General features: G+C 65.9%; 24 protein-coding genes. 13 read left to right on the forward strand and 11 right to left on the reverse strand.

Features of this window, described 5'->3' with window-relative positions:
- The 4 genes from lptD to K8I04_10440 form a co-directional block, all read left to right on the forward strand.
- On the forward strand, positions 1–2,262 hold a 2,262-nt coding region (lptD, locus tag K8I04_10425; protein MBZ0072124.1), incomplete at its 5' end, for an LPS assembly protein LptD.
- On the forward strand, positions 2,231–3,586 hold the full coding sequence (locus K8I04_10430; GenBank protein ID MBZ0072125.1) for a peptidylprolyl isomerase: 1,356 nt from the start codon (positions 2,231–2,233) through the stop codon (positions 3,584–3,586). The genes lptD and K8I04_10430, both read left to right, overlap by 32 nt.
- Before the next feature lie 76 nt (positions 3,587–3,662).
- Positions 3,663–4,442, forward strand: coding sequence for a 16S rRNA (adenine(1518)-N(6)/adenine(1519)-N(6))-dimethyltransferase RsmA (gene rsmA, locus K8I04_10435; protein ID MBZ0072126.1), 780 nt, complete (start codon positions 3,663–3,665; stop codon positions 4,440–4,442).
- An 85-nt stretch (positions 4,443–4,527) separates the two neighbouring features.
- Complete coding sequence (locus K8I04_10440) at positions 4,528–4,974, forward strand: universal stress protein (protein ID MBZ0072127.1); 447 nt, start codon at positions 4,528–4,530, stop codon at positions 4,972–4,974.
- A 45-nt stretch (positions 4,975–5,019) separates the two neighbouring features.
- On the opposite strand, the gene K8I04_10445 is transcribed toward K8I04_10440, so the two are convergent.
- Both K8I04_10445 and K8I04_10450 read right to left on the reverse strand, forming a co-directional pair.
- Positions 5,020–5,439 (reverse strand): hypothetical protein, encoded by a 420-nt coding sequence (locus K8I04_10445; GenBank protein MBZ0072128.1) that lies wholly within the window; start codon positions 5,437–5,439, stop codon positions 5,020–5,022.
- 273 nt (positions 5,440–5,712) lie between these two features.
- A complete protein-coding gene (locus K8I04_10450) occupies positions 5,713–5,934 on the reverse strand; it encodes an acetyltransferase (protein MBZ0072129.1) in 222 nt (73 codons plus the stop codon).
- A 175-nt stretch (positions 5,935–6,109) separates the two neighbouring features.
- Between K8I04_10450 and tal the strand changes: the two genes are divergently transcribed.
- From tal to K8I04_10475, 5 genes are all read left to right on the forward strand, one after another.
- On the forward strand, positions 6,110–7,255 hold the full coding sequence (gene tal / locus K8I04_10455) for a transaldolase (protein MBZ0072130.1): 1,146 nt from the start codon (positions 6,110–6,112) through the stop codon (positions 7,253–7,255).
- 65 nt (positions 7,256–7,320) lie between these two features.
- Positions 7,321–8,085 (forward strand): 6-phosphogluconolactonase, encoded by a 765-nt coding sequence (gene pgl, locus K8I04_10460; GenBank protein MBZ0072131.1) that lies wholly within the window; start codon positions 7,321–7,323, stop codon positions 8,083–8,085.
- A gap of 166 nt (positions 8,086–8,251) precedes the next feature.
- A complete protein-coding gene (locus K8I04_10465; GenBank protein ID MBZ0072132.1) occupies positions 8,252–9,262 on the forward strand; it encodes a glucokinase in 1,011 nt (336 codons plus the stop codon).
- Between the two features lie 137 nt (positions 9,263–9,399).
- A complete protein-coding gene (apaG, locus tag K8I04_10470; protein ID MBZ0072133.1) occupies positions 9,400–9,783 on the forward strand; it encodes a Co2+/Mg2+ efflux protein ApaG in 384 nt (127 codons plus the stop codon).
- A 9-nt stretch (positions 9,784–9,792) separates the two neighbouring features.
- A complete protein-coding gene (locus tag K8I04_10475) occupies positions 9,793–10,626 on the forward strand; it encodes a symmetrical bis(5'-nucleosyl)-tetraphosphatase (protein MBZ0072134.1) in 834 nt (277 codons plus the stop codon).
- A gap of 270 nt (positions 10,627–10,896) precedes the next feature.
- On the opposite strand, the gene folA is transcribed toward K8I04_10475, so the two are convergent.
- The 7 genes from folA to K8I04_10510 all read right to left on the reverse strand — a co-directional run bounded on the left by folA (position 10,897) and on the right by K8I04_10510 (position 18,549).
- Positions 10,897–11,406, reverse strand: a complete 510-nt coding sequence (gene folA, locus K8I04_10480) for a type 3 dihydrofolate reductase (GenBank protein ID MBZ0072135.1) — start codon at positions 11,404–11,406, stop codon at positions 10,897–10,899.
- Positions 11,407–11,918: 512 nt separating this feature from the next.
- Positions 11,919–12,713, reverse strand: coding sequence for a thymidylate synthase (locus K8I04_10485; protein ID MBZ0072136.1), 795 nt, complete (start codon positions 12,711–12,713; stop codon positions 11,919–11,921).
- 186 nt (positions 12,714–12,899) lie between these two features.
- Positions 12,900–13,718, reverse strand: coding sequence for a prolipoprotein diacylglyceryl transferase (gene lgt, locus K8I04_10490; GenBank protein ID MBZ0072137.1), 819 nt, complete (start codon positions 13,716–13,718; stop codon positions 12,900–12,902).
- A 183-nt stretch (positions 13,719–13,901) separates the two neighbouring features.
- Positions 13,902–15,155: a class I SAM-dependent rRNA methyltransferase gene (locus K8I04_10495; GenBank protein ID MBZ0072138.1), complete on the reverse strand. Its 1,254-nt coding sequence runs from the start codon at positions 15,153–15,155 to the stop codon at positions 13,902–13,904.
- A gap of 7 nt (positions 15,156–15,162) precedes the next feature.
- Positions 15,163–16,806: a glycosyltransferase family 39 protein gene (locus K8I04_10500; protein ID MBZ0072139.1), complete on the reverse strand. Its 1,644-nt coding sequence runs from the start codon at positions 16,804–16,806 to the stop codon at positions 15,163–15,165.
- A 56-nt stretch (positions 16,807–16,862) separates the two neighbouring features.
- Positions 16,863–17,561 (reverse strand): VTT domain-containing protein, encoded by a 699-nt coding sequence (locus K8I04_10505; protein ID MBZ0072140.1) that lies wholly within the window; start codon positions 17,559–17,561, stop codon positions 16,863–16,865.
- A 265-nt stretch (positions 17,562–17,826) separates the two neighbouring features.
- A complete protein-coding gene (locus K8I04_10510; GenBank protein MBZ0072141.1) occupies positions 17,827–18,549 on the reverse strand; it encodes a glycosyltransferase family 2 protein in 723 nt (240 codons plus the stop codon).
- Positions 18,550–18,641: 92 nt separating this feature from the next.
- On the opposite strand from K8I04_10510, the gene K8I04_10515 reads away from it, so the two are divergent.
- Both K8I04_10515 and mscL read left to right on the forward strand, forming a co-directional pair.
- Entirely contained in the window at positions 18,642–20,720 is a 2,079-nt protein-coding gene (locus K8I04_10515) for a thioredoxin domain-containing protein (protein MBZ0072142.1), read from the forward strand.
- 173 nt (positions 20,721–20,893) lie between these two features.
- Positions 20,894–21,298 carry a large-conductance mechanosensitive channel protein MscL gene (gene mscL, locus K8I04_10520; protein MBZ0072143.1) on the forward strand — a complete coding sequence of 135 codons (405 nt, stop codon included), beginning with the start codon at positions 20,894–20,896 and terminating at the stop codon, positions 21,296–21,298.
- Positions 21,299–21,347: 49 nt separating this feature from the next.
- Here mscL and K8I04_10525 read toward each other — a convergent pair whose 3' ends face one another.
- Together K8I04_10525 and K8I04_10530 are read right to left on the reverse strand one after the other, a co-directional pair.
- Complete coding sequence (locus tag K8I04_10525; GenBank protein ID MBZ0072144.1) at positions 21,348–21,566, reverse strand: hypothetical protein; 219 nt, start codon at positions 21,564–21,566, stop codon at positions 21,348–21,350.
- Positions 21,567–21,883: 317 nt separating this feature from the next.
- Positions 21,884–23,035: an RNA polymerase sigma factor RpoD/SigA gene (locus K8I04_10530; GenBank protein ID MBZ0072145.1), complete on the reverse strand. Its 1,152-nt coding sequence runs from the start codon at positions 23,033–23,035 to the stop codon at positions 21,884–21,886.
- A gap of 223 nt (positions 23,036–23,258) precedes the next feature.
- Here K8I04_10530 and K8I04_10535 point away from each other — a divergent pair, with 223 nt between their 5' ends.
- A complete protein-coding gene (locus K8I04_10535; GenBank protein MBZ0072146.1) occupies positions 23,259–23,717 on the forward strand; it encodes a helix-turn-helix domain containing protein in 459 nt (152 codons plus the stop codon).
- Between the two features lie 188 nt (positions 23,718–23,905).
- A complete protein-coding gene (locus tag K8I04_10540; GenBank protein MBZ0072147.1) occupies positions 23,906–25,816 on the forward strand; it encodes an LTA synthase family protein in 1,911 nt (636 codons plus the stop codon).
- Positions 25,817–26,007 lie beyond the last annotated feature (191 nt).

Below are 26,007 nucleotides of genomic sequence, written 5' to 3' on the forward strand. Positions count from 1 at the left end.
CCATCCCCCGCTCCGGCAGCACCCCCGGTCACACCCGTGCCGCCCCCTCCAGCCCCGCGAGAGGCGGCGGTGCCGGTCACCTCGGAGGCGGCGCCCACCGCGACCGGGATCGTTGCTGACACCCGCAATGCCGCCGAACCCTACGGCCCCTGGGCACTGTGTGCCCCGCGGCCCGTGGCGGCGCTGCCGCCGGCCACCCTGGCCGATACCATACTCACCGCCGATCGGGCGGAGATCGAGCAGAACCGCTTCTACACCCTGACCGGCGACGCCGTTGTGGAGCAGCCCGGCCAGCGCATTCGCGCCGACCGCATCCGCTATGACGAAACCCGCGACGAGGTGCAGGCCGACGGTGACGTCCGGCTCGACCAGTCCACATTGCAGGTGACCGGCGACTCCGCAACGCTGCAGCTGGGCAGCGATACCGGCGAAATCCACGCCGTGCGGTACTTCGTCCCTGCCCAGCATGCGCGCGGCCGGGCCGAGATCGCCCGCCAGGAGAGCGCCACGATACGGTCCTTCGAGCACGCGACCTACAGCACCTGCGACGAAGACCGCGAACGCTGGCGTCTGCACGCCCGCAGCGTAACGCTCGACGCGGCCGAGGGCGTCGGTTACGCCCGCCACGCCCGCCTGGAAGTCGGTTCGGTACCAATTTTGTACACGCCTTACATCAGTTTCCCCATCGACGACCGACGCAAGAGCGGTCTGCTGGTGCCCAGCTGGGGCAATTCCGAAAGCAGCGGTGCGGAGCTGACCGTACCCTACTACTGGAACATCGCACCGCACCGCGACGCCACCCTCACCCCGCGCCTGCTGAGTAAGCGCGGGGTACAGATGCAGGGTGAATTCCGCTACCTGAATCCGACCAATCTCGGCCAGCTCGGACTGGAATACCTGCCCTCGGACCGCGCGTTCAACGACGAGGACCGTACGCTCTTCACCCTCGAGCACAGTGGCCGACCGCTGCCGCAGCTGCAGACCACGATCCGGGCGGCCGACGTCTCGGACCAACGCTACTTCGAGGATCTGGGCCACAGCCTGGAGGTCAGCAGCATCACCCACCTGGAGCGCCTCGCCGAGGCCACCTGGTTCGGCCAGGGCTGGTCGCTGACCGGGCGCGCTCAGGATTACCAGACCGTGGACCACACCATCTCCGACCTCGATCACCCTTACCAACGCCTGCCGCAAGTGCTATTGGCGGTGCAGCCCCGCAGCCAGCCCTACGGCCTCGATCTCCGCCTCGACAGCGAGATCGTGCAGTTCGGTCACGACCTGCGTGAGGATGGCACGCGCCTCGATCTGCAGCCCAAGGCGAGCCTGCCACTGAGTGGCGCGGCCTGGTTCATCACACCGGCCCTGGGCGTACGCCATACCCAGTACAGCCTGGACGACCGCGCCGCGGGGTTGCCGACCGATCCGTCGCGGACCACACCCATCGCCAGCCTGGACAGCGGCCTGTTTTTCGAACGCGATACCCGCCTGTTCGGCAACGCCCTGCACCAGACCCTGGAGCCGCGCGCCTACTATCTGTATGTGCCGTACGAGGATCAGGACGAACTGCCGGTGTTCGACACCGGTCTGCGTGACTTCAGCTTCCAGCAGATGTTCGAAGACAATCGCTTCAGCGGCGCCGACCGCATGGGCGATGCCAATCAGCTGACCCTGGCGGTCACCAGCCGGTTTCTCGACCCCGAGAGCGGTGTGCAGCACCTCAGCCTGAGCCTGGGCGAGATCCTCTACTTCCGCGACCGTGACGTGGTGCTGCCGGGTCAGCCGGTGGGAAACCAGAGTGCCTCCAACCTGGTCGGCGAGCTGGACATGCGCCTGACGCACAGCTGGAAGGCCACCGCCGGCATCCAGTGGGACCCGCACGAGTCCAAGACCGACCGCGGCAGCCTGCGCCTGCAGTACCGCCCGGACCCGCGCCATCTGTGGAACCTCTCCTACCGTTACCGCAGCGGGGAACTGGAGCAGATCGACACCTCGGCACTGTGGCATTTCACCCCGCGCTGGCACGGGGTGGTCCGCTGGAACTACTCGCTGCCCGACCGCACGTTGCTGGAAGGCCTGGTCGGCGTCGAGTACGAGAGCTGCTGCTGGGTCCTGCGCCTCATGGGCCGCGGCTACGTGCATGACACCGACGGTGAACGCAACGACGCGATCCTGGTCCAACTGGAGCTGAAGGGCCTGACCAGCTTCGGCGACCCGATCGAGGCCCTGCTGGAAAATGGTATCCTTGGCTATCAGCGCAATCAGTAGGTTCAATCCCGTGATCCAATGCCTTCGCAACGCCCTCTGCCGCCGCGTCCTGCCGGTATTCCTCGCCCTCGCGACGCTCCTCCCGGCCGGCGGTGCCAGCGCCGCCGACGACCTCAACCGCATTGTCGCCGTGGTCAACGACGATGTGGTGCTGGCGAGTGAACTGGAAGCGAGGCTACGCATCGTGGGTGAACAGCTCGCGGCCCAGAACACCCAGATGCCACCCGCGAACGTGCTGCGCCAGCAGGTATTGGAGCGGGTGATCGTCGACCAGCTGCAGTTGCAGCTGGCAGCGCGCAACAATATCCAGGTCGACGACGAGACCCTCAACGCCAGCCTGCGCAATATCGCCGAGCAGAACGGCCTCAGTCTGGAGCAGTTCCGTGCCGCGCTGGAGGCCGAGGGCCATCCCTTCGCTGCCTTCCGCGAGGAGATCCGCAACCAGATCATCCTGTCGCGCCTGCATCAACAGATGGTCGGTAACCGTATCAACGTCACCGACCAGGAGATCGACAACCTGCTCGCCAATGAGCAGGCCTGGGGTGGTGGTGAGCGTGAATACCATCTCGGGCATATTCTGATCGCCGTACCCGAGGGTGCGTCCCCGGAGATGATTCAGGCCGCCGAGGAGCAGGCCAGGGGTATCGTACGCGAGCTGCGCGCGGGCGCGGACTTCGCGCATACGGCCGTATCGGTATCGGCGGGCCAGACCGCGCTCGAAGGTGGCGATCTGGGTTGGCGCAAGGCCGGGCAGCTGCCGACGCTGCTCGCCGAGCCCGTGTACGCGATGCAGCCCGGCGACATCACCGATCCGATCCGCGGCACCGGCGGCTTCCACATCGTCAAGCTGATCGAGACACGCGGTGACGACCGGCACGTCATCACCCAGACCCATGTGCGGCATATCCTGCTGCAGCCCGATGAGCTGATGTCGGAGACCGAGGTGCGCCTGCGGCTCGAACAGTTGCGTGAACGGATCATCGGCGGTGAGGACTTCGCCGCGCTGGCGCGCTCGCATTCCAAGGACCGGGTGTCCGCCTCCAAGGGCGGCGATCTGGGCTGGGTGAGCCCGGGCGACCTGGTGCCGCGCTTCGAGGAGGCCATGAACCGCCTGCAGCCGAACGCGATCAGCGGCGTGGTCGAGACGCGCTTCGGCCTGCATATCATCCAGGTCCTGGGGCGGCGGGACCATGACAGCACCGATGAGTTCAAGCGCAACAAGGCGCGCGAAATGATCCGCAAGCGCAAACTGGACGAAGAACTGGCCCTGTGGATCCGCCGCCTGCGCGACGAGGCCTATGTCGAATACCGTACCGAAGAGTGAGCCGGCGCGGCACGGCGTACGCCAGACATCACGCCCGGCCTGACGACGGTCGGCCGGATCGCGGCAACAGGCCCTGATGGCGCACATAGCCCGCAAACGTTTCGGCCAGAATTTTCTGCACGACCGCGGTGTCATCGCGCGCATCGTCGCGGCCATCGATGCGCGCCCCGGCCAGGAACTCATCGAGATCGGCCCCGGCCAGGGTGCGATCACCCTGCCGCTGCTGGCGGCCTGCGGGCGGCTGCAGGCGGTCGAACTGGACCGCGATCTGCTCGCCCCGCTGCAGGCTGCGGCGACGGGCGTCGGGGAGCTGATCTTGCACAACCGCGATGCCCTGCGCCTGGATTTCTGTGCGTTGCGCCAGGGCGAACACCGGCTGCGCATCGTCGGCAACCTGCCCTACAATATCTCGACGCCACTGCTGTTCCATCTGCTCGATCAGGCGACATGCATCGCCGACATGCACTTCATGCTGCAGCAGGAGGTGGTCGAGCGCATGGCCGCAGCGCCCGGGGCCGCGGCCTACGGCCGTCTGTCGGTGATGCTGCAGTACCGCTGCGCGGTGACACCGCTGTTCACCATCGGGCCGGGCGCCTTCCGCCCGGCGCCCAAGGTCGAATCGGCCTTTGTGCGGCTCATCCCGCATCCCGTACCGCCGGTGACCGTACGGGATGAGCAACGCTTCGCGCAGCTGGTACGACAGGCGTTCTCGCAGCGGCGCAAGACCCTGCGCAATACGCTTAAGGGCCTGCTGGATGCCGAGGCCATCGCGGCGGCCGGCATCGACCCGCAGATCCGCGCCGAGCAGCTGGATCTGGCGGCCTTCGCGCGGCTGGCGAACGTCCCTGTCCCCTGAGCCTGTCCATGCCTGCCCGGCCGGCCGCCCTGCCGTCCCGGTCCTACGGCTATACTGATCCACGACGCTCATAAGGGGAATCGCCATGGAACACCATCGACACATCCTGGCCGCCGTCGACTTCGGCGGCGACAGCGATCAGGTGATAGATCGTGCCGCCGCACTGGCCCGCGCCATGGGAGCCCGGCTCAGCCTGGTGCATGTCGTGGAGTTCCTGCACTTCGATCTCGCCAGCGAGTTGGTGCTGCCACAGGATGTACACCTGGAGACGCAGATGGTCGAGGCCGCCACGCGCAGGCTGGCGGCAATCGCCGCGGACATCGATGTCGACGGGTCGGTGAATCACTGGGTGGAACTGGGTGCTACCAAGCAGGAAATCATCCGCATCGCGGAGACACAGGGCGTGGACCTGATCGTGATCGGCAGCCATGGGCGGCACGGGATCGGCCGGCTGCTGGGGTCGACCGCCAATGCCGTGCTGCACGGCGCAAGCTGCGATGTGTTGGCGGTGCGCATCCGCGCGCCCGATTGAGAGCGATTTCCGGTAGCCGCTCGGTGGACAAGCCGGGCGGCGGTCTTACCAGTGCCTGGTCAGATTGATGTACAGATCCGGACGCCACTCCGGAACAGCGCCGCCGGCCGAGTCAGCATTCTTGGCCGCCGTCGACACCGGTGCAGGACGCAGGCTCAGGGTGAGCTCCGGGCCTCTGACTCCGAACGGCCGCCCCACCCCGCCACGTGTCTCGATCAACTGTCGCAGCGCGGGGCGCTCGAGCAGATTGTTCACCCAGAGCGGTGCAATACGTTCCGCCAGGCCAGTGCGCGGATCCAGCAGCAGGTGTGTCCCGACGGCATAGAGGCTATCCGCTCTGGCGGCCCGCTGCTCCCCGGGTCCGGCCGCCTGGGCAGCTGTCGTCACCACCACGCCCAGGCCCACGATCAGCGCCAACAGCAGCAGCGGGTCGGGTTTACGCATACGGGGGCTGCGGTATTTCATGTCGAGTCTTCCGCTGGGCGATTTCGGATCAATTTCTGGCTGATTCGCCGTGCAAGCGCCAAATCCCCTGGCACCCTGTCGAAACCGGATCGGTGCGCCTGTCTGGGTGTTAACGGCCACGCGCCGATCACCTTCAATCCAAAAGGGAACCGGGTTCACAACTTTGAAAGGGAAAGATCGAGACGCGGCCAGGGTAAGGCACCCGCCAGTTGCCCGCACGCAGCACTGGCAGCTCGGGCCAATGATAGATTTAACATTATGTTTTAATTGATATTATCTTGTGGCTCCGTGGCTGCGGTACGCGCCATCCAGCCAGCAACGGGGCAAGGCCTCGCCCGAGGGGAAGGCCAGATCGCCCTTGGCGAAGGCCGCCGGGTCCTGGAGCTCTTCCCCGGCGTGGATCCGTCCCTGGACGCTGTCCTGAAACGGATCGAACAGATTCGGGAGATTCAGGATCTCCACCAAGTCACCGCTGGACACGTGTTTGAGATACATGTGACACCTCCAATCGTCCGACTCGCCCGCCGGTCTTCCATCGCCACACCTGCGCCCGGGAACAACGGGCGGCCTTCGCCAGTCGAATGTGCAGGACTGGTCTATTCTCACTATAGTCCGTTGTTACGGGTGGCAGGACGCCAACGCCCGATACCATCATTCCCAGGAGGGATCCATGACGACACCGGCCTCATGCGTGACCCAGACATTCGGTCAGACGATCTGGTACGACAATATCCGTCGCGAACTGCTGCGCTCCGGCGCCATCGCGCAGATGATCTCCGAGCAGTGCCTGGCGGGCCTGACCAGTAATCCGAGCATCTTCGAGAAGGCCATTACCACCGGCCGCGAATATGACGAGGCCTTGTCGTCCGCCCGCCGACAGCATCCCCAGGCCTCCGCCCAGGACATCTTCTACGACCTGGCGATCGACGACATCCGCGCGGCGGCGGATCTGTTTGCCGGGCTGCATCGCAGCAGCGAAGGGCGCGATGGCTGGGTCAGTCTTGAGGTCTCGCCGGATCTCGCTTATGACACCGACACGACGATCGATGAGGCCGAAGCGCTGTTCCGACGCGTCGACCGGCCAAACGTCATGATCAAAGTGCCCGCCACGCGTCAGGCGCTGCGTGCGATCGAGGTGCTGACCGACCGCGGCATCAGCATCAACGTGACCCTGCTGTTCTCGACCGCCCGCTATGAGCAGATTGCGGATGCCTATCTGCTCGGCCTCGAGTCCCGGCTGCGCCGCGGCCAGCCGCTGCACCGGCTCCGTTCGGTCGCCAGCTTCTTCGTCAGCCGCGTCGACAACCTCATCGACCGGCAGCTGCAATCGGTCATCGCCCAGGCGGAACCCGCGCGTGCGGCACGGGCGCAGGCACTGCTCGGCCAGGTCGCCATCGCCAATGCACGCCTCGCCTACCGGCGCTTCCAGACCCTCTTCGGCAGCGAGCGCTTTCAGATGCTCGCCTCCGCCGGTGCCCATGTGCAGCGTCTCCTATGGGCCAGCACCAGCACCAAGAATCCGGCCTACAGCGATCTTCTGTATGTCGAACCGCTGATCGGCGCGGATACCATCAACACGCTCCCACCGCAGACGCTCGCGGCCTTCAATGATCATGGCAAGGTCGCACAGACACTGCCCGCCGATACGGTGCAGGCGGAGAACGTCCTGAAGGAACTGGAAGCGCTGGGCATCAGCCTGGATGCGGCCACCCGTCAGCTCGAGGACGATGGCATCGCTGCCTTCGCCACGTCGTATCACAACCTGCTGCAGTCCATCGCGGAGAAGACGGCCCGGCTGTCGGGCACGGGCAGTTGAGCGGCACTCGCCATCGGGCCGGGCGCGTGCCACCATAGCGTAAACACCCGACCGGCAGCGTTGTCATGTCACTACAACAGAGAATTTGTGACTATCCACTCTACGTCCATCCGGACGTCACACGTCTCGCCGAGATCGTCGCCGAGCGCGTGATCGCCATCGGTACCGACGCCATCGCGCAGCGCGGCGCATACCACCTGGCCCTGTCCGGCGGTTCGACCCCGCGGCACCTGTACCGGACACTGGCGCAACCCGAACGGCAGGCACGGCTGGACTGGAGGCACGTGCACCTGTATTTCGGCGATGAACGCGCGGTGCCGCCGGATCATCCCGACAGCAACTTCCGCATGGCCCGCGAAGCGCTCATAGACCACGTCCCGACACCGGCCGCGCAGGTGCACCGCATGGCCGCCGACCCCGCCCATATCGAAGCGGATGCGCGGGCCTACGCCCAGGTGCTGGCGACGCACCTGCCGCAGGACACTGCCGGGATACCGGTATTCGACCTCATCCTGCTCGGTCTCGGGACAGACGGTCACACCTGCTCGCTGTTTCCGGATACGCCGATCCTCGCTGAGCAGGAACACAGTGTGGCCGCCGTGCATGCGACGCATCTGGACAGCTGGCGGCTATCACTGACCTATCCGACGCTGCACGCCGCGCGCCAGTTGCTGTTCCTGGTGAGCGGCCCGGACAAGGCGGTCATCATGGCGCGCCTCTGCGGTCCAGCCGCTGCGGGTACCAGCCGGCTACCGGTGGAGCGCATCGAACCCGGCGGGGCCGTCGAATGGCATCTGGACCGCGCGGCAGCCGGGAGTCTTGCCTCATGAACCTGAAAAACTCATTGCAGCCACGGCAGCGCACCGAAGGCGCGGCGATGAAACCACATCGTGAAGCCCGGGCTCAGCACCTGGCGGATGAGGGAGGTTATTGTATGAAACGTAGGATCCCGCCTGTGTTTTTTCGTGTACTTCCGTGGCAAATGCAGTTTCTGAGATGAATGCACCAGCGGTCATGGCGGCCGATGTCGGCGGCACGCATGCACGCGTACAGCTCGCTGAGATTGCCGACGGTATCCCCCAGACAGTCCACGAGCGGCATTATCGCAGCGCCGCCCATGCGGATCTGGCGTCGATCCTCCAGGACTTCCTGGAGTCGACCGGCGCACGGCCCCGCCACGCCTGCATCGCGGTCGCCGGCCCCGTCAGCCGCGCTGCGGACGGCCAGCGCGCACGCGTCACCAACTTGCCCTGGACGCTCGACAGCCGTGCGCTCGCCGCGCAGCTGGGCATCGATACATTGCAGATCATCAATGATTTCGAAGCGGTCGGATACGGTATCGCTGCCCTGCGACCCGCCGACCTGGTCACCCTGCAGGCCGGCGAGCCACAGGCCGGCGCGCCGCGCGCCGCATTGGGTGCAGGTACCGGCCTCGGTCAGGCCCTGCTGATGCCATGTGCGGGCCGCTACGACGTCATTGCCACCGAGGGCGGGCACGCCGACTTCGCCCCGCAGACCGATCTCCAGATGGCCCTGCTGCGTCACCTTACGGCACACCACGGCCACGTCTCTTATGAACGCCTGCTATCGGGGGCCGGGTTGGTGCACCTCTATGAATTCCTGCATCACGAGCGGACCGGCACGGCCGCGCCGGCACCCGCTGGCGACCCCGCGGCGGCCGTGAGCCAGGCCGCTCTGGCGGGCACGGACCCCATTGCCGTCGAGGCCTTGCAGGAATTCGTGCGCATCTACGGCGCCCAGGCGGGCAACCTCGCGCTCGCCTGCCTGCCGTTCGGCGGGCTGTTCATCGCCGGCGGCATTGCACCAAAAATCCTGCCGCTATTGCAGGACGGTGGCTTCGTGCAGGCCTTCAACGCCAAGGGCCGCATGGAACCGCTGCTGCAGCGCATACCCGTGCACATCGTCGCGCACGCGGCGCCGGGCCTGTTGGGTGCCGCCTTGTGTGCCGCACGCCCGATCGCCGACGAGATTGCACGGGGGCACTGAGGGATTTTGAAATAGTGGCCACCCCCGGCGTATCCTGGGAGCCTGTCGGACTCGGGCGGTCGTAGCGAGCCGGGTGGGATAGCAGTCCCACGTCCGACAGGCTCCTAGCCACCCCTAAGTCGATCAGCAGGTACATGATGGGTCAGTCGTCGAACTACGCCGTTGAAGTCCGTGTGGAGTCGCAGTATGTGGAGGCGCAGTCCGTCCCCGCGAGCCAACGCTATGTATTCGCTTACCTGGTGACCATCCGCAACACCGGCGATATCCCCGCGAAGCTCCTGACCCGCCATTGGATCATCACCGACAGCAACGGCAAGACCCAGGAGGTGCGCGGTGAGGGTGTGGTGGGGGAACAACCACACCTCCGGCCGGGCGAGGCCTTCCAGTACACCAGCGGCACCATGATCGAGACCACGGTAGGTTCCATGCGCGGCAGTTATCAGATGATCGCCGACGATGGCGTCGAGTTCGACGCGGAAATACCAGCATTCACCCTGTCGACGCCGCGCGTGCTGCACTGACGCCACCCCGTGGCCGTCTACGCCATCGGCGATGTCCAGGGCTGTCTCCACGAACTGGACCGCCTGCTGACCGAGCTGCATTTCGACCCCGCCCGCGACCGGCTGTGGTTCGCCGGCGACCTCGTCAACCGCGGCCCCCGCTCACTGGAGACCCTGCGCTTCGTGCGTGGCCTGGGCGCCGCGGCGACCACCGTGCTGGGCAACCATGATCTGCACCTGCTCGCCGTCGCCTGCGACCCGGCGCGCGCCCGGCCCAAAGACACCCTGCACCCCATCCTGGACGCGCCCGATCGCACGGAACTCCTGGACTGGTTGCGCCGCCAGCCGTTACTGCACCATGACGCGACCCTCGGCTACACGCTCATCCATGCCGGCTTGCCGCCGCAATGGGACCTCGGTCTGGCGCAGGACTGCGCCCGGGAGGTCGAGGCCGCCTTGCGGGGAGACGACTACGCCGCATATCTCACGCAGATGTACGGCAACGAACCCGACCGGTGGACGGACGACCTGCAGGGCCAGGAGCGCCTGCGCTTCATCACCAACTGCTTCACGCGACTGCGCTATTGCGATGCCGACGGCCGGTTGGGGCTGGCCTTCAAGGGGGCGCCGGGCAGCCAGCCGGCCGGCTGGCTGCCGTGGTTCGAAATCCCGCAGCGGCGCAGCCGGTCGCTGCGGATCGTCTTCGGACACTGGTCGACGCTCGGCCCACGCGATGATCCCGGGATCTTTCCGCTGGACAGCGGCTGCCTGTGGGGCGGGCAGCTCACCGCACTGCGCCTGGACGGGGTACCGCGCTGGACCCGCGTCCCCTGTCCCGGCGTCCGCACCCCCGGGCACGACTGACCGGGGCCGGACACCGCTCCCGGCTCGTTTCAGCCCAAAAATCGCATTTGCCACGGAAGCACACGGAAAAACACGGACAACATCACACGCTTCACATAACAGCCCTCCTCATCCGCCAGGTGCTGAGCCGGGGCTTTGCGACACTGTTTCATTTCGGTGTCTTCCGTGTGCTTCCGTGCCTGAAGTGAGTTTCCCAGGTTCAGTGCAACGCGCCACGCGCCTGCACAGGCAACCGGGGATGTGGGTATGTGTACATCACCTCGCGTGGGATCAGGTCGAGTCGTGATCGGAGATAGGACTCCGACGCTCGAGCAGCACGAAGCTGTAGGGGTAGGGGTTCTGCTCGTCCGGCGCATGCTCGCTGCGCTCGAGCTCTCGCCAATCCGCCGGTGTCAGCTCGGGAAACCAGGTATCACCCTCGAAGGCCGCATCGATGTGCGTCAGATAGATGCGCTGGGCGCGCGGCAGCAAGTCCGTATAGAGTTGCGCGCCGCCGATGAGCATGATCTCGGGCGCGCCGCCGGCCGCCGCCAGGGCCGCGTCGATCGAGGCCACGACGGTGCAGCCCGGGGCCACATAGTCCGGATCGCGGCTGACAATGATATTGGTTCGTCCGGGCAGGGGTCGGCCGATGGACTCGTGGGTCCGGCGTCCCATGACGATCGGTTTGCCGAGGGTCACGGCCTTGAAGTGCCGCAGATCGGCCGGCAGCCGCCAGGGCAGCGCGTTGCCGTGGCCGATCAGCCGATTGCGATCCATGGCGACGATGAGAGAAATGATCATGGCAGGATTGTATTATCAACCACGAAGGACACGAAGGAACATCTGATTTATAGGCCTACGCAATGCGAAGATGCAGCGAAGATCCTGGGCCACTACTGTCCCATAAACTTCGCAACATGGTTCCGAGCGGCCACTGACAAGACCGTCGGCCGCAGGGATGCGGCCGTCGAGCCTACAGGATGTATTCACGGCGGGTCTTGCCGGTGACCGCTCGGAGCCATATCCCCACAATTGCCAACCATGCTACTGACCGCGCCAAGACATGCCAGCTATCAAGCTATTCAGGCTATATAGAACGTTTATGGGAAAGCAGTGATCCTGGGCGCATTCAACACTGAATATCTCTGCATGTCTGCGCTCTAACCGCATAAATCAGTGCCCTTGAAAGGCGCCCTTCTGCCCTTGGTAAGTGCTCTCCCGCGAGGGAAGAGGGAACTCACAGTTTACAGTTTTACGTCGGTCAATTTTTCCCTTCGTGCCCTTCGTGTCCTTTGTGGTTGACACCGCACTCACACCGCCACCGGCGCCTTGATGTGCGGGTGATGCTGATAGTTCGTCAGCTCGAAGTCCTCGAAGCGGAAGGCGAAGAGATCCCTCACCTCGGGATTGATACGCAGGGTCGGCAACGGGTAGGGCTCGCGGGCCAGCTGCAGATCGGTCTGTTCCAGGTGATTCAGATACAGATGCGCGTCGCCCAGCGTATGTACGAATTCGCCGGGTTCCAGACCGACGACCTGAGCGATCATCAGGGTCAGCAGCGCATACGACGCGATATTGAACGGTACGCCCAGGAAGATGTCCGCGCTGCGCTGGTACAGCTGACAGGACAACCGCCCGGCCGCGACATAGAACTGGAACAAGGCATGGCAGGGCGGCAGGGCCATCCTGTCGATCTCACCGACGTTCCAGGCACTGACAATGATGCGCCGGGAATCGGGGTTGTGGTGCAGCTGATCGAGCACCTGTGCGATCTGGTCGATGTGACGCCCGTCCGCGGCCGGCCAGGAGCGCCATTGCGATCCGTACACCGGGCCGAGATCACCGTTCCCGTCGGCCCACTCGTCCCAGATGGTCACACCGTTGTCATGCAGATACTTGATGTTGGTGTCGCCCCGCAGAAACCACAGCAACTCGTGGATGATCGAGCGCAGATGCAGTTTCTTGGTGGTCACCACGGGAAAACCCTGCGCCAGATCAAAGCGCATCTGATGACCAAATACGCTCAGCGTCCCGGTGCCGGTGCGATCTTCCTTACGTACCCCCTGTTCGCGCACATGACGCATGAGGTCGAGATACTGCTTCATGACATTGCCTTCAGATATCTGCTCGAATGGTCTTTAGCCACGGAAAGCTGGGGCGAAGCCAGTGCGGGAACACGCGGTGTCGCGCCCCGGCAATCAGCGCCCGAACCGGCAGTCAGCGGCCTCCAAGAAATTTTTATTGATTATGTCCGTGCCTTCCGTGTTTTCCGTAGCCAATGCTCTCTTACCTCACTGCCCGCCGCGACGGCTCAGCACCAGCAGGATGAGGCCGAACAGGATCATCGGCAGCGACAATATCTGTCCCATGGTGACCCAGTTCAGCGCGAGATAACCGAGATGTGCGTCCGGCAGGCGCACGAACTCGACGGCGAAGCGGAATACGCCGTAGCCTAACAGGAACAGCCCGGATACGGCCATGGTCGGCCGTGGTTTGCGCGAATACAGCCATAGAATGACGAACAACACCAGGCCTTCCAGGAGCGCCTCGTAGAGCATGGACGGATGTCGCGGCGCACTGTAACCCTCGACGGCGCCGCCACAGAATTGCGGGAAACGCGCGCAGGGCAGCTGCATCGCCCAGGGCACATCGGACACGCGCCCCCACAGTTCGCCATTGATGAAATTGCCGAGGCGCCCGGCGCCCAGGCCGATCGGCACCAGCGGCGCGATGAAGTCGGTGACCTGGAAGAAGCTGCGCCCTGTCTTGCGGCCATACAGCCACATGGCCAGCAGCACGCCGAGCAGGCCGCCGTGGAAGGACATGCCGCCCTCCCAGATCCGCAGCAGCATGAACGGATCACCGAGGAAGAGATTGAAATTGTAGAATAGCGCGTACCCGATACGCCCACCGAGGATCACACCCAGCGCCGCATAGAACACCAGATCGCCGATCTCCTCCGCCTGCCAGCCACTGTCGGGGCGCCGGGCGCGCACGCCGCCCAGCCACCAGGCAGCGACAAAGCCGATGAGATACATCAGTCCATACCAGTGCACCGCGAAATCGCCGAAACGCAGCGCGGCGGGATCGATGTCAGGATAGGTCAGCATTGTTTCAACTCAGTTTTTCGAACACCGATTAACCACGAAGGACACGAAGTAAATTCACGAATGAATGCTCAACGAAAAGTCCCCTGCTCCTTGATGGGGAAGGGCCGGGAGACAGGGAGTTACGGTTTGCATTTCCTTCGTGCCCGTCGTGTCCTTCGTGGTTAAAACCATACCTCACCGCACTCACGCCGGCAGCACCCGGCAGTACAGCGCCTTGAGGTACTCGGTCTCGGGGATCGCCGCATGCGTGGGATGGTCCGGACCCTGGCGGCCGCGTTCCAGGATCTGCACGCTGCGGTCGAGATGCCGCGCGGCGGCCAGCACCAGCTGCTGCAGTGTCCCGGCCTCGAGGTGATAGGAACAGGAGGCGGTCACCAGGATGCCGTCCTTCGCCAGTACCTGCATGGCCTGCTGATTGATGCGCTGATAGGCCTCGATGCCGGCCTTGACGTCCTTCTTGCGTTTGATGAAGGCCGGTGGATCCAGCACCACCACGTCGAACTGCTCGCGCGCCTCACGCAGTTCGCGCAGCACGTCGAAGGCATCGCCCCGGCGGGTCTGCACGCGCGCCTCCACGCCATTGAGTCCGGCATTCACCGCAACCTGCGCCAGCGCCTCCGACGAGGTATCCACGCACAGCACCTCGCGCGCGCCGGCGCAGGCCATCTGCACACCCCAGCCACCGGCATAGCTGAACAGGTCCAACACCCGCAGGCCGTTCACGTAACGCGCCAGGCGCGCGCGGTTCTCGCGCTGATCGTAGAACCAGCCGGTCTTCTGGCCGGCCTGCAGGTGGGCGCGGAAGTGCGTGCCGTTCTCCTCGAGGTCCACCTGCGGCGGCACCCTGCCAATCTCCTCGACATAGTTGTGCAGGCCTTCCAGGGCACGGACCGGACTGTCGTTGCGCAGCAGGATGCCGGTGGGCTTGAGCACCTTCTCCAGCGCATCGATCAGGGCATCGCGTACCTGTTCCATGCCGGCCGTGGTCAACTGCACGACCAGCACGTCGCCGTAGCGGTCGACGATCAGCCCCGGCAGGGCATCGCCCTCACCGTGCACCAGGCGGTAATAGGGCCGGGCGTACAGGCGTTCACGCAGGGACAGCGCCACGTTCAGACGGTGCACCAGCAGCGAGCGATCGAGCACATGGCCGGAGTCACGGCTCACCAGGCGCGCGCAGATCAGCGAATGCGGATTCACATAGCCCGTACCGAGCGGCTTGCCGTTGGCGGCCTCGATCCGCACCGGCTGGCCGGGCGCGAAGGCCGTCAGCGGCGTGCGCGCCGTGTCGACCTCGTTGCTGTACACCCACAGGTGGCCGGCACGCAGACGGCGCTCCTCGTTCTTCTTCAGTCGCAAGGGGGCCAGTGTGGCGGGTATGGAGGGTGTGGCGGCGTCGCTGGATGTCACGGGGCGCTCCGGTCGATGGCCGGGCATTGTAGCATCACTGCGCGGCCAGCCATTTCCCCGCGGCCCACAAGACCAGGTCGTCGGCGTCGCCGCGATAGTCCTGCAGCAGTTCCCCGCCGGTGCAGGGCTCAGGCATCTGATCGCAATACAGCACCAGGTAGCCGTCCGGATGGGTGCGTGCCCAGCCCGTTGCCGCCGCCGCATCGATCACCGTCAGCGGCGCACGCAGGCGCCCGAGGAAATGAAACTGGCCGTGATATTTGCCGACATGGGCGACGGGATGGCCGACTGCCTGCAGTTCACCGAGCCGCAGGCTGAACGCGCGCAGATCGTAGGCCGGGGCCGCCACGCGCAGCACCGCGACATGCAGACCCACCAGCAGGACGACACCGGCCAGCGCCAGCGCCTCCACGCGGCCCAGGAGCCCGGCCGGTCGCCACCGCCACCACAGCGCGGCGGCCGCGAGAAAGGCCAGGCCCCAGAGCGGCTCGATGGCGGCGGCCCAGTGGACCCGTGCGTCCAGGTCGCGGAACGCGGCGAACCCGAACAACAGCGCCGGCGCCGCCAGCAGTGCCAGCGCCAGCCCCTGCCGCCGTGGCGACCCCTGAGGCACCTTTTGGGACAGCCCTTGGGGCGCCCTCTGGGATGCAAAGACATCCGACACACGCGCCAGCGCGCCGGCCGCCAGCAGTGCCAGAGCGGGGAATACCGGCAGCAGGTATTTCACCTGCTTGCCGCTGATCAGGCTCAGCGCGATCACCGCCGGCAACGCCCAGCACAGCAGGAAGCGGCCGGCACGTTCGCCGCCGATCCCGCCGCGCAGCGCACGCCACAGCGGCGGCCACAACGTCCAGGGCAGCAGCAGCAGCGGCAGCCACGGCAGATACCACCAGAACGGCTGGCGGTGCGCGAACGAATCCACCATGCGCTCGGCGGTCTGTCCCCAGAAGATCGCGCGCTGGTAGTCCGGACCACCGGTCTGGCCCGCCGGCAACGCCCAGGCAAGCGCGATGGCCGCGCCGAGCACGACCGCCGCGGCCAATCCGCCGTACCACCACGCCCAGCCCCGCAGGCGCGCACGATCCACCCACAGCCGCCCGAGCAGGGCGGCCGGCAGCACGTGCAGCAGGATCACCGGCCCCTTGGCGAGCACGCCCAGCCCGATGGCCAACCCAACCACCAGCCAGCCGCTGCCCAGCCCCGTCGCCGCACGCTGCAGGCCCAGCATGCCGAGCAGCGTGCACAACACGATCAACAGATCGAACTGGATGAGCGTGGAAAAGCCGGCGAAGAACACACAGCCGAACAGCAGCCAGGGCGCCAGCACCGCCGCCAGCGGTCGTTGCGGCCACAGCCGCCGCGCCAGCAGCACCGTCAGACCGAGACACCCCAACCCGATCAGCGGCGCGACCAGCCGCGGCCAGACGTCATTGACGCCGAACAGCCACCAGCCGGCCTGGATCAGCCAGAACAGCAGCGGCGGCTTGTGGCTGTAGGGCTCGCCGTTGAGATAGGGCACCAGAAAGTCGCCGCGTGCCCACATCTCCCAGGCGACGCCGACGTAGCGCGTCTCGTCTACCGGCAGCAGCGGCCGCGTGAGCAGGGCCGTGACGACCAGCAGCGCCCAGGCGGCGAGCAGCAGCCAGAAGGAATTGCGTGTGCGACCCGGTGCGGTCATGGGGTGCGATCCTGGAACAGGGGCGGTGCGAAAGTCACGTCGGTCATGGTCACGGCTCAGTCATCCAGACCGAACTCGTGCTCCAGTTGCACATCCAGATGCCGACCGCGGCGGAACCGGCGGTACAGATAGATGCCGAGCGCGCCGGAGACGAGGAACAGCACGATCCCCAGACCGAGGCGCCACAACGGATCGACACCGACACCGCTGCCGGCGAGCGCGAATACCAGCGTCTGCGGCACATAGCCGAGGGCGGAGCCGAGCACGAACGGCAGCACGCGCACCCGGGTGACGCCCGCGGCGAGGTTCGTGACCAGGTTGCTGCCGGCCGGCAGCAGCCGGATCAGCAACGTCATGCTGAAGGTGTGGTCGTGGATGAAGGCAGCGATATGATGGATACGCCCGGAGAGGCGCGCGGGCAGCAGCCCCCGTCCGAACCAGCGGGCATAGTAGAGCGTCAGCATGCAGCCCGCCACCGTCGCCGTCACACCCAGCAGCGTGCCCAGCACGAGATCGAAGGCATAGCCTGCCAGAAAGCTGATCACCTGGCGTGGGATCCCGATGGCAATGGCGAACGCACCCATGGCGAGAAACAACAGCTCGCCACTCAGACCGTGGCCGCGCACCTCGTGATCGATCCAGGCCTTGTCCAGCATCGAGGTCAGGTGCAACTTCTCGAACACGACCAGCACCGCTACGAGGCTGACGAGGAGTATCAGGCCGTTGAGGAAAATACGTAGCTTCGGGGTGGACATATGTGGCGGTCGGCTCAGCTCAGGATCCATCTATACATCTATCATCACTGCCGTCCCATAGCTTTTATTCTGAAAACTCATTTGCCACGGAAGCACACGGAAGAACACCGAAATGAAACCGCATTGCGAAGCCCTGTCTCCGTGCCTGGCAGGTGACGTAGGCGGTTGTGTAAGGCCGATGATCTTGTCCGTGTGTTTCCGTGGCAAATACGGTTTTTGGGTTTATGAGACACCCGTGATCCAGTATCGAACGATGCGCCGTGCGCTACTCGATCTCATGCACCACCGGCCGCTTGGCACGCCGCTGCAACCAGCTCACACCGAACAGGTCGACGATACCGACCCACAGCCGGTTGTGCATGCCGTACTTGCTCACCCCGCGCTCGCGATGGCGGTGACGCACCTCGACGGAGCGCACCTGGCCACCGGCCCGCAGCACCAATGCGGGCAGGAAGCGGTGCATGTGGTCGAAGTAGGGCAGGTCGAGAAACAACTCCCGCTCGAACACCTTCAGCCCACAGCCGGTGTCGGGCGTGGCATCCTGCAGCAGGGTACGGCGCACGGCATTGGCGATCCGGGACGACACGCGCTTGAACCAGGTGTCGCGGCGGGTCCGGCGCCAGCCGGCGATCAGGCGCAGCTCGGGTGGACGGTCCGGCGCCTGCACCACCGCCATCAGGTCGGGGATGTCGGCCGGGTCGTTCTGGCCGTCACCGTCGAGCGTGGCGATCCAGGGTGCGCGCGCGGCCTGCACACCGCTGCGCACCGCCGTGCTCTGGCCGCAGCTCTGCGCATGGCGCAGCACACGCAGGCGCGGATGACGGGCGCGCGCGGCGCGCAGGACCACCGCAGTGTCGTCGCTGCTGCCGTCGTCGACGTAGATCACCTCGTAGTCGTAGCGCCCGTCCAGCGCCGCGTCGATCTCGGCCAGCAGCGGCAGGATGTTGTCCTGCTCGTTGCGAACCGGGACGACGACGGAAAGATCCATAGTGATGTATCGCGTTGCAGACCAGCGGCAAAGACAGTTCGCCGCGAAGCCGCTATAGTTGACAATCTCACTCAGGAATCAGCGGCAGCGCAATGAACAAGGGCGGCGACTATAGCAATCATCTGGCCGACGAGACCAGCCCCTACCTCCTGCAGCACGCGGGCAACCCCGTGGATTGGTATCCCTGGGGTCCCGAGGCGCTGGCCAGGGCGGCCCGCGAGGACAAGCCCATCCTGCTGTCGGTGGGCTACTCCGCCTGTCACTGGTGCCACGTCATGGCCCACGAGTGCTTCGAGGACCCGGCGGTCGCCGCCGTCATGAACGACCTGTTCGTGAACATCAAGGTCGACCGCGAGGAACGCCCCGACCTCGACAAGATCTACCAGACGGCGCATGCGCTGCTGACGCAGCGCAACGGTGGCTGGCCGCTGACCATGTTCCTGACGCCCGACGGCCGTGTGCCGTTCTTCGGCGGCACCTATTTTCCGAAGGAACCGCGCTACGGCCTGCCCGGCTTCGTCGATCTCATGCAGCGCGTGGCCGACTTCTATCGCGAACGCCAGGCCGACATCACCGCACAGAACGAGGCCCTGCTCAAGGCCCTGGACGGCCTCGCCGCACCCGCCTCTGCGTCCGGTGCTACGCCTGGACGCCCCTCGGCGCAACCGCTGGACATCGCGCGCAACCAGCTGGAACAGCAGTTCGACCCGGTCCACGGCGGCTTCGGCCGCGCCCCCAAGTTCCCGCATCCGACCAGCCTGGAGCGCCTGCTGCGCCATTGGGCGGCGACCCGCGATCGGGGTCAGCCCGACGAACGCGCCCTGCACATGGCCGACTTCACCCTGGAGCGCATGGCGCTCGGCGGCATCTACGACCAACTGGGCGGCGGCTTCTGCCGCTACTCGGTCGACGATCAATGGATGATCCCGCATTTCGAGAAGATGCTCTACGACAACGGCCCGCTGCTGGCACTGTATGCCCAGGCACACGCCGCCACCGGCAAGCCGCTGTTCGCGCGGATCGCCGCCGAAACGGCGGCCTGGGTGATGCGCGAGATGCAGTCGTCAGACGGCGGTTACTACTCGACCCTGGACGCCGACTCGGAGGGCGAGGAAGGCCGCTTCTACGTCTGGACACCCGCCGAGGTCCACGACCTGCTCGGCGCCGACTACGACCTGTTCGCCCGCCGCTTCGGCCTGGACCGCGAAGCAAATTTCGAGGGCCGCCACCACCTGCACGTGTGCGCCGACCTGCCGGATCTCGCCCGTGCGTTCGGGATGGATGAAACGGCTGTCGCGCAGCGCCTGGACGCCGCGCGGGCCATGCTGCTGGCGGCCCGCGGGCGGCGCGTCCGGCCCGGCCGCGACGAGAAGATTCTGACCGCCTGGAACGGCCTCATGATCCGCGGCATGGCAATCGCCGCGCGCCATCTGGAACGGCCGGAGTACGCCGCCTCGGCGGAGCGTGCCCTGGACTTCATCCGCGCGACGCTGTGGCGCGACGGCCGTCTGCTGGCGACCTGCAAGGACGGCCGCGCGCACCTGAACGCCTATCTCGACGATTACGTGTTCCTCATCGACGGTATTCTGGAGCTGCTGCAGGTACGCTGGCGCGACGGCGACCTAGCCTTCGCACTGGAACTCGCCGAGGTCGTGCTCGGGCATTTCCAGGCGCCCGACGGCGGTTTCTTCTTCACCGGCGACGATCATGAGGCGCTCATCCAGCGCCCCAAGCCGCTCACCGACGATGCGACCCCGTCGGGCAACGGCGTGGCCGCGACGGTGCTCGGCCGGCTGGGCCATGTGCTCGGCGAGCCGCGCTTCCTCGAGGCCGCCGAACGCACCCTCGTCGCGCTCTGGGCCGGCATCGAACAGAACGCCTACGCCTGCGCGGCGCTGCTGCTCGCCACCGAGGAATACCTCGCACCCATCCAGACCATCGTGCTGCGCGGCGCGGTGGTGGCGCTGAGAGACTGGCACCAGTCCTGCGCGCGACCCTATGCGCCGCGCCGCCTCACCTTCACCATCCCCGCCGATGCCACCGACCTGCCCGGCATCCTGCGCGAGCGCCGGCCGCAGGGCGAGCGCGTCGCCTATGTCTGCACCGGTACCCAGTGCGCGCCGCCGGTCACCCGGCTGGATGATCTCGCCGCCGTGCTGCAGGCCAGCTGAGCGCGACACCGGACCGTCACACGGGCCCATCGAACCCGCGTCGGCCGGCCCGTCGTTCCATTCCCTGCCCGCAATTGATTCTGTACGATAACGCCGGTACGCGACGGCGCGCCCTATGGCACCTGCGTGCCACACGATCATGACGGACCATACAATCAACCGGAGGGATTAACATGGGGATGGTCAGCGAATTCAAACAGTTTGCCATGAAGGGCAATGTGGTCGACATGGCCGTCGGTATCATCATCGGTGCGGCCTTCGGCAAGATCGTCTCGTCGTTCGTCGGCGACGTCATCATGCCACCACTCGGACTGCTGATCGGCGGCGTGGACTTCACCGATCTGGCGGTCACGCTCAAGGCGGCGACGGACGGCGCAGCCGCCGTCACCCTCAACTACGGCACGTTCATCCAGACGGTATTCGACTTCGTCATCGTCGCCTTCGCCATCTTCATCGCCATCAAGGCGATGAACCGGCTCAAGCGCAAGGAAGAGGAAGCGCCCGCCACGCCGCCGGCACCGAGCAATGAAGAGGTGCTGCTGGCGGAGATCCGCGATCTCCTCAAGCAGAAGGGCTGAACGGGACGGACCGGGGGGCGGATCGCACCCTGCCCCCGGCGCCCCCGGATCAGGGCGCGGTGTCCTGCCCCTGCCGCCGGGCGGCGGACGCGTCCAGGACGCGCTGGACATCCCTGGCCTTCTCCACGGCCTGCACCTGTGTGCTGAATACAGAGCCGTCGTCCACACCGCTACCCTGCCGGGACGAGGTCTGGGGCTCGCCGTCCTGCCCGGAACATCCGCTCAGCAGCAGCGCGGCCAGTACCGACAAACATACCGTTCGTGTCATAACACCCCCTAGCTCGTGCGTGGTGGAGAATTGCGTGGTGGTGGGCCGCACCGAAGACGGCTCATGCAGTTTGAGCTTCCCCCCGAAAACCGCATCTGCCCGCTCCGCGCCTGCGAGGAAGCAGGCGTGTAGGGTGCGTCGGCGCCAGCGACGCACCGTGGCGTGAAACCCGGTGCGTCAGGCTGCGCCTCGACGCACCCAACGGATGACTTTATTAGGGTTTTCGACAATGGGTCTTTTCCGTGTTCTTCCGTGTGCTTCCGTGGCCGAAACGCTTTTCAGTATAAGCACAGATACGGCCCCTGCAATGTGCCCGCTCAACCCGGGTTGCCGCGCAAGTCCCAGGCCGTATCCAGGCCGCGCAGGGTCTGCAGCGCCTGCGCCTCCAACTGGCGGATGCGTTCGCGGGTCACGCCCTGCTGACGCGCGATCTGTTCCAGGGTGCAGTCGTCGCGCAGGCCGATGCCGAAGCGCATGCGCAGGATATGGGCCTGGCGCTCGGGCAACTGGGTCAGCAGGGCCTGGATCGCGCGCTGCATACCCGCACGTTGTGCGTTGTGCTCGGGGCAGGTAGCGGGCGCGGCGACCAGCTGATCGACCATGGCGAGGCCGTCGGTGCCGCGCAGCGGCGCGTCCAGGGCGAGCGGTGCGGCCTGTGTCGCCATACCCCGGTGTACATCGGCGACGCTCACACCCAGCTGTGCGGCGATCTCGCGCTGGGCGACCGTATGGCCACGCCGCGCGGCCAGCTGCTCGGCCGTGCGCGCGACCTCCCGCCCCTCCCAGTAGTGCGCCACGGACGGACGCACGGCCTGCCCCTGGCGCACGATGGCATAGATCATCGCCCGCCGGATCCACCACAGGGCGTAGGTCGACAGACGCACACCGCGCGCCGGGTCGAAGCGCTCGATGGCACGCAACAGGCCGAGATTACCCTCCTGCACCAGGTCCATATAGGCCAGTGGGCCGTTGCGATACTGTCGGGCGAGCGTGGCGACCAGGCGCTGATTGGCCTCCACCAGCCGGGTCGTCAGTGCCCGCATCGGTTCCAGCCCGCGACCGAACACGCGCGCCAGTCGCGCCTCAGCAGGACCCGCAGCGGCGAGGTGTACCTGCAGATCCGCCATGTATTCAGCCCGTAAGCGCAGCGGGCTCAGCGCGGTCCACAGCGGCTGTGGCGCGCACCCGCCCTCCCGCAACAGCATCAGGGCCTCGGCGAAGTGGATCGCGGGCGCGTTGGAGGACGCCGCCCAACGACCGAGCATGGCCGGATCATCGCGGCCACCCAGCCAGACGTCCAACCGTTCGGCGACCAGCGGCCACGCCGTCGGACAGGCGACGATGGCCTGACAGACGTGGCGCTGCACCCGGTCGATACGCCACACCCAGGCGAGTTGAACCGCGGCCGGAGGGACGGCGCAGGCGTAGATCCGGGAACGATACAGCTCGGCTGCATCCATGTGTTCCATCGGTGGCTTCTCTCCCATAAAAGTTCGGATGGTACTTCGCGGGGCTGGCCGGCAGACGCCCCGCACACCTGCCACAGGTACATGGCGTTGCCTGACGTCTGCCGCGAGGCACTGTGGTATGCTTTTTTCAACTTGTTGTTTTGACCCATTAAAAAATACACTACCTGTGTATCGGTGCACATGTTTTGTGTATGTCTAACACACGCGGATGGTGGCGTCAAGAATGCGGGAGGAAAAGAACGCTGCGTTGTTGCGCCAGGTGCTGGATCGGCTCAAGACGCTCGAGGGGGTCCGCAACGACACCGACCTGGCCGAACCGCTGGGGACCAACAAGCGTAATGTCTCCGCCTGGAAGGAACGCGGCACCCTGCCCTGGGAACGGCTGCACGCCTATTGTCTGCGCCGGCAGGTCTCGCTGGAATGGCTGATCAACGGCCGTGGCGCCGCCCAGGTGACTGCGCTGGTCGCCGAGCCGGGCAGCGTCTACCGACTGGAGACCGACCAGGATGTGATCTATCGCATCGCCGCCGACGTCCACCGCGCCCTCCAGCAGGAAGGCACCACCATCAGTCCGGACAAGTTCGCCCAGATCGTGCGGCTGCTGCACCGCGACCTGCTGCAGGGCGGCGGGGACGCCGTGGCCTATGACAAAGTGCTGGCGGTCGTGAAGCTCGCAGGATAAAAGCATGCGAAGGACGCAGCCGGCGAGACCCGGCCCGCTGAATTTCAGACAGGGTCGACCGCGGTGCGGCATCGCTGCCGGCCGGTCCACCACCGACCGTCGCGACCGCGAGGCACGCCTGCCTCCGTTCCCTGGGCACACACCTTCCGCGGGCGCCGGCGACCCCTGACCATGTGAGGTACCTGTCCATGTCCACTTTCTTCGAGCGTCGCTTCGGGGCAGTCTACCTCCTGACCGCTCTCTTCCTGGCCGTCGGCGCCCTCACCCGTATCACCCTGCTGCTGCAGTCGACCGACACCGGCCTGGGCGCCGCCACCGTCGCGGGCGCGTTCGCGATCGGTGCCGGTTTCGATCTCATCACCGCCGGCTATTTCACCCTCCCGCTGATTCTCTACCTGGCCCTGCTGCCGGAGCGGCTCCATCACAGCCGCGCACAGCGCACGCTGCTGCAGCTGGGTGTCTTCGCCACGCTCTACCTGCTGCTGTTCGTCGCGGTATCCGAATCGATCTTCTGGGATGAGTTCGAGAGCCGCTTCAACTTCATCGCCGTCGATTATCTCGTCTATACGACAGAGGTGATCGGTAATATCCGGGAGTCCTATCCCGTCGGCAGCCTGCTGACCGTTATCGGTGCCGCGGCACTGTCGGTCTTCCTGCTGCTGCGGCGCCTGATCCGTGTGGACGGCGAGGCCGCCCCCCTGCGGCGGCGCCTGCGCGCGGCGGCCGCGCTGCTCGCCCTGCCGATCGTGTCGACGGTCGCCGTCGACAGTTCCTCGGCGAACTTCTCCACCAATCGCTATGCCAATGAGCTGGCCGGCAACGGCATCTACGACTTCTTCGCCGCCTTCCGCCAGAATACCATCGACTACACGCGCTTCTATGCCGTCGAGGATGAGGACCGCGTGTTCCGCCATCTGCGCACGCTGCTCGCCGAACCGGGCTCCCGCTACACCAGCGCAGACCCGCGCGATATCACCCGGCACATCGCGGGACGTGGGCCCGAGCAGCACCTGAACGTCGTGCTCATCACGGTGGAAAGCCTGAGCGCCGAATTTCTCGGCATCTTCGGCAGCGACCGACAGGCGACGCCGCACCTCGATGCCCTGGCGCGCGACAGCCTGCTGTTCACCCAGCTGTATGCCACCGGCACCCGTACCGACCGCGGCCTGGAGGCCATCACCCTGTCGGTGCCGCCCACGCCCGGCCGCTCCATCGTCAAACGGCCAGACAACGAGAACATGTTCTCGCTCGGCCGGGTATTCCAGGCACATGGCTATCGGACCGAGTTCCTCTACGGCGGCTACGGCTACTTCGACAACATGAATTACTTTTTTTCCCACAACGGCTTCGATGTCGTCGACCGCAACGACATCGCAGCGGAAGACATCCATTTCGCCAATGTCTGGGGGGTCGCCGACGAGGATCTCTACACCAAGACGCTGGCCGAGATCGATCGCGCGCATGCCGACGGGCAGCCGTTCTTCGGCCTGGTGATGACGACCTCCAACCATCGCCCCTACACCTACCCCGAAGGCCGCATCGATATCCCGCCGCCGGGCAGACGTACCGGGGCGGTGAAATACACGGACTATGCCATCGGTGACTTCCTCGATCGTGCGCGCGGCAGACCCTGGTTCGACGACACCGTGTTCGTGATCGTCGCCGACCACTGCGCCAAGAGTGCCGGCCGTGATGCCCTGACCGCTGCCCGCTACCGGATCCCTCTGCTGGTATACGCGCCCCGCCACGTCACGCCCGGCCGCGTCGACCACCTGATGAGCCAGATCGATGTCGCGCCCACGTTGCTCGGCCTGCTGAACTTCAGCTACGACAGTCGCTTCTTCGGCCGCGACGTGCTGGCATCGCAGCAGGCAAACGCCGGCCGGGCGCTGCTGGGGAACTACCAGAAACTGGGTTACCTGAAGGATGGTGAACTGGCGGTGCTGGCGCCGCACCGGCTGACCGAGGCCTATCGGCTTGGCGACGACGGCGCCCAGGAACTCGTGCAAACCACCGACCGGCATTTAGTGGAAGACGCCATCGCTTACTACGAAGGCGCCAGCCTGCTCTACCAGCGGGGGCTGAACCACTATCCCTGAGCGTATCCGAAGGCTCGGTAGCGGGTCGGGAAATCCCCGGAACGACCCGGGCAGATCGCGAGTCAGCCACGGAATCGCACGGGCGGGCCCCGGGTGCCGGCCCAGGCGCTATCGAGCCTTGGGACGATCGCTCACGGATACCGCGGCGTGCAGCCCCTTCCGTGTGCTTCCGTGGCCAGACTCCTTTCCCC

It is taken from the genome of Gammaproteobacteria bacterium, from assembly GCA_019911805.1.
Taxonomy (GTDB): Bacteria; Pseudomonadota; Gammaproteobacteria; order Thiohalobacterales; family Thiohalobacteraceae; genus JAHJQQ01.

Coding starts and splice junctions, on each gene's coding strand:
- K8I04_10510 (MBZ0072141.1), bottom strand. CDS start 18,549: ATGGATCTTTCCGTCGTCGTCCCGGTTCGCAACGAGCAGGACAACATC.
- mscL (MBZ0072143.1), top strand. CDS start 20,894: ATGGGGATGGTCAGCGAATTCAAACAGTTTGCCATGAAGGGCAATGTG.
- rsmA (MBZ0072126.1), top strand. CDS start 3,663: ATGGCGCACATAGCCCGCAAACGTTTCGGCCAGAATTTTCTGCACGAC.
- K8I04_10485 (MBZ0072136.1), bottom strand. CDS start 12,713: ATGAAGCAGTATCTCGACCTCATGCGTCATGTGCGCGAACAGGGGGTA.
- K8I04_10465 (MBZ0072132.1), top strand. CDS start 8,252: ATGAATGCACCAGCGGTCATGGCGGCCGATGTCGGCGGCACGCATGCA.
- K8I04_10440 (MBZ0072127.1), top strand. CDS start 4,528: ATGGAACACCATCGACACATCCTGGCCGCCGTCGACTTCGGCGGCGAC.
- K8I04_10450 (MBZ0072129.1), bottom strand. CDS start 5,934: ATGTATCTCAAACACGTGTCCAGCGGTGACTTGGTGGAGATCCTGAAT.
- K8I04_10540 (MBZ0072147.1), top strand. CDS start 23,906: ATGTCCACTTTCTTCGAGCGTCGCTTCGGGGCAGTCTACCTCCTGACC.
- pgl (MBZ0072131.1), top strand. CDS start 7,321: ATGTCACTACAACAGAGAATTTGTGACTATCCACTCTACGTCCATCCG.
- K8I04_10445 (MBZ0072128.1), bottom strand. CDS start 5,439: ATGAAATACCGCAGCCCCCGTATGCGTAAACCCGACCCGCTGCTGCTG.
- K8I04_10430 (MBZ0072125.1), top strand. CDS start 2,231: ATGGTATCCTTGGCTATCAGCGCAATCAGTAGGTTCAATCCCGTGATC.
- K8I04_10525 (MBZ0072144.1), bottom strand. CDS start 21,566: ATGACACGAACGGTATGTTTGTCGGTACTGGCCGCGCTGCTGCTGAGC.
- tal (MBZ0072130.1), top strand. CDS start 6,110: ATGACGACACCGGCCTCATGCGTGACCCAGACATTCGGTCAGACGATC.
- K8I04_10530 (MBZ0072145.1), bottom strand. CDS start 23,035: ATGGAACACATGGATGCAGCCGAGCTGTATCGTTCCCGGATCTACGCC.
- K8I04_10535 (MBZ0072146.1), top strand. CDS start 23,259: ATGCGGGAGGAAAAGAACGCTGCGTTGTTGCGCCAGGTGCTGGATCGG.
- K8I04_10495 (MBZ0072138.1), bottom strand. CDS start 15,155: ATGCCCGGCCATCGACCGGAGCGCCCCGTGACATCCAGCGACGCCGCC.
- lgt (MBZ0072137.1), bottom strand. CDS start 13,718: ATGCTGACCTATCCTGACATCGATCCCGCCGCGCTGCGTTTCGGCGAT.
- K8I04_10515 (MBZ0072142.1), top strand. CDS start 18,642: ATGAACAAGGGCGGCGACTATAGCAATCATCTGGCCGACGAGACCAGC.
- K8I04_10500 (MBZ0072139.1), bottom strand. CDS start 16,806: ATGACCGCACCGGGTCGCACACGCAATTCCTTCTGGCTGCTGCTCGCC.
- apaG (MBZ0072133.1), top strand. CDS start 9,400: ATGGGTCAGTCGTCGAACTACGCCGTTGAAGTCCGTGTGGAGTCGCAG.
- K8I04_10505 (MBZ0072140.1), bottom strand. CDS start 17,561: ATGTCCACCCCGAAGCTACGTATTTTCCTCAACGGCCTGATACTCCTC.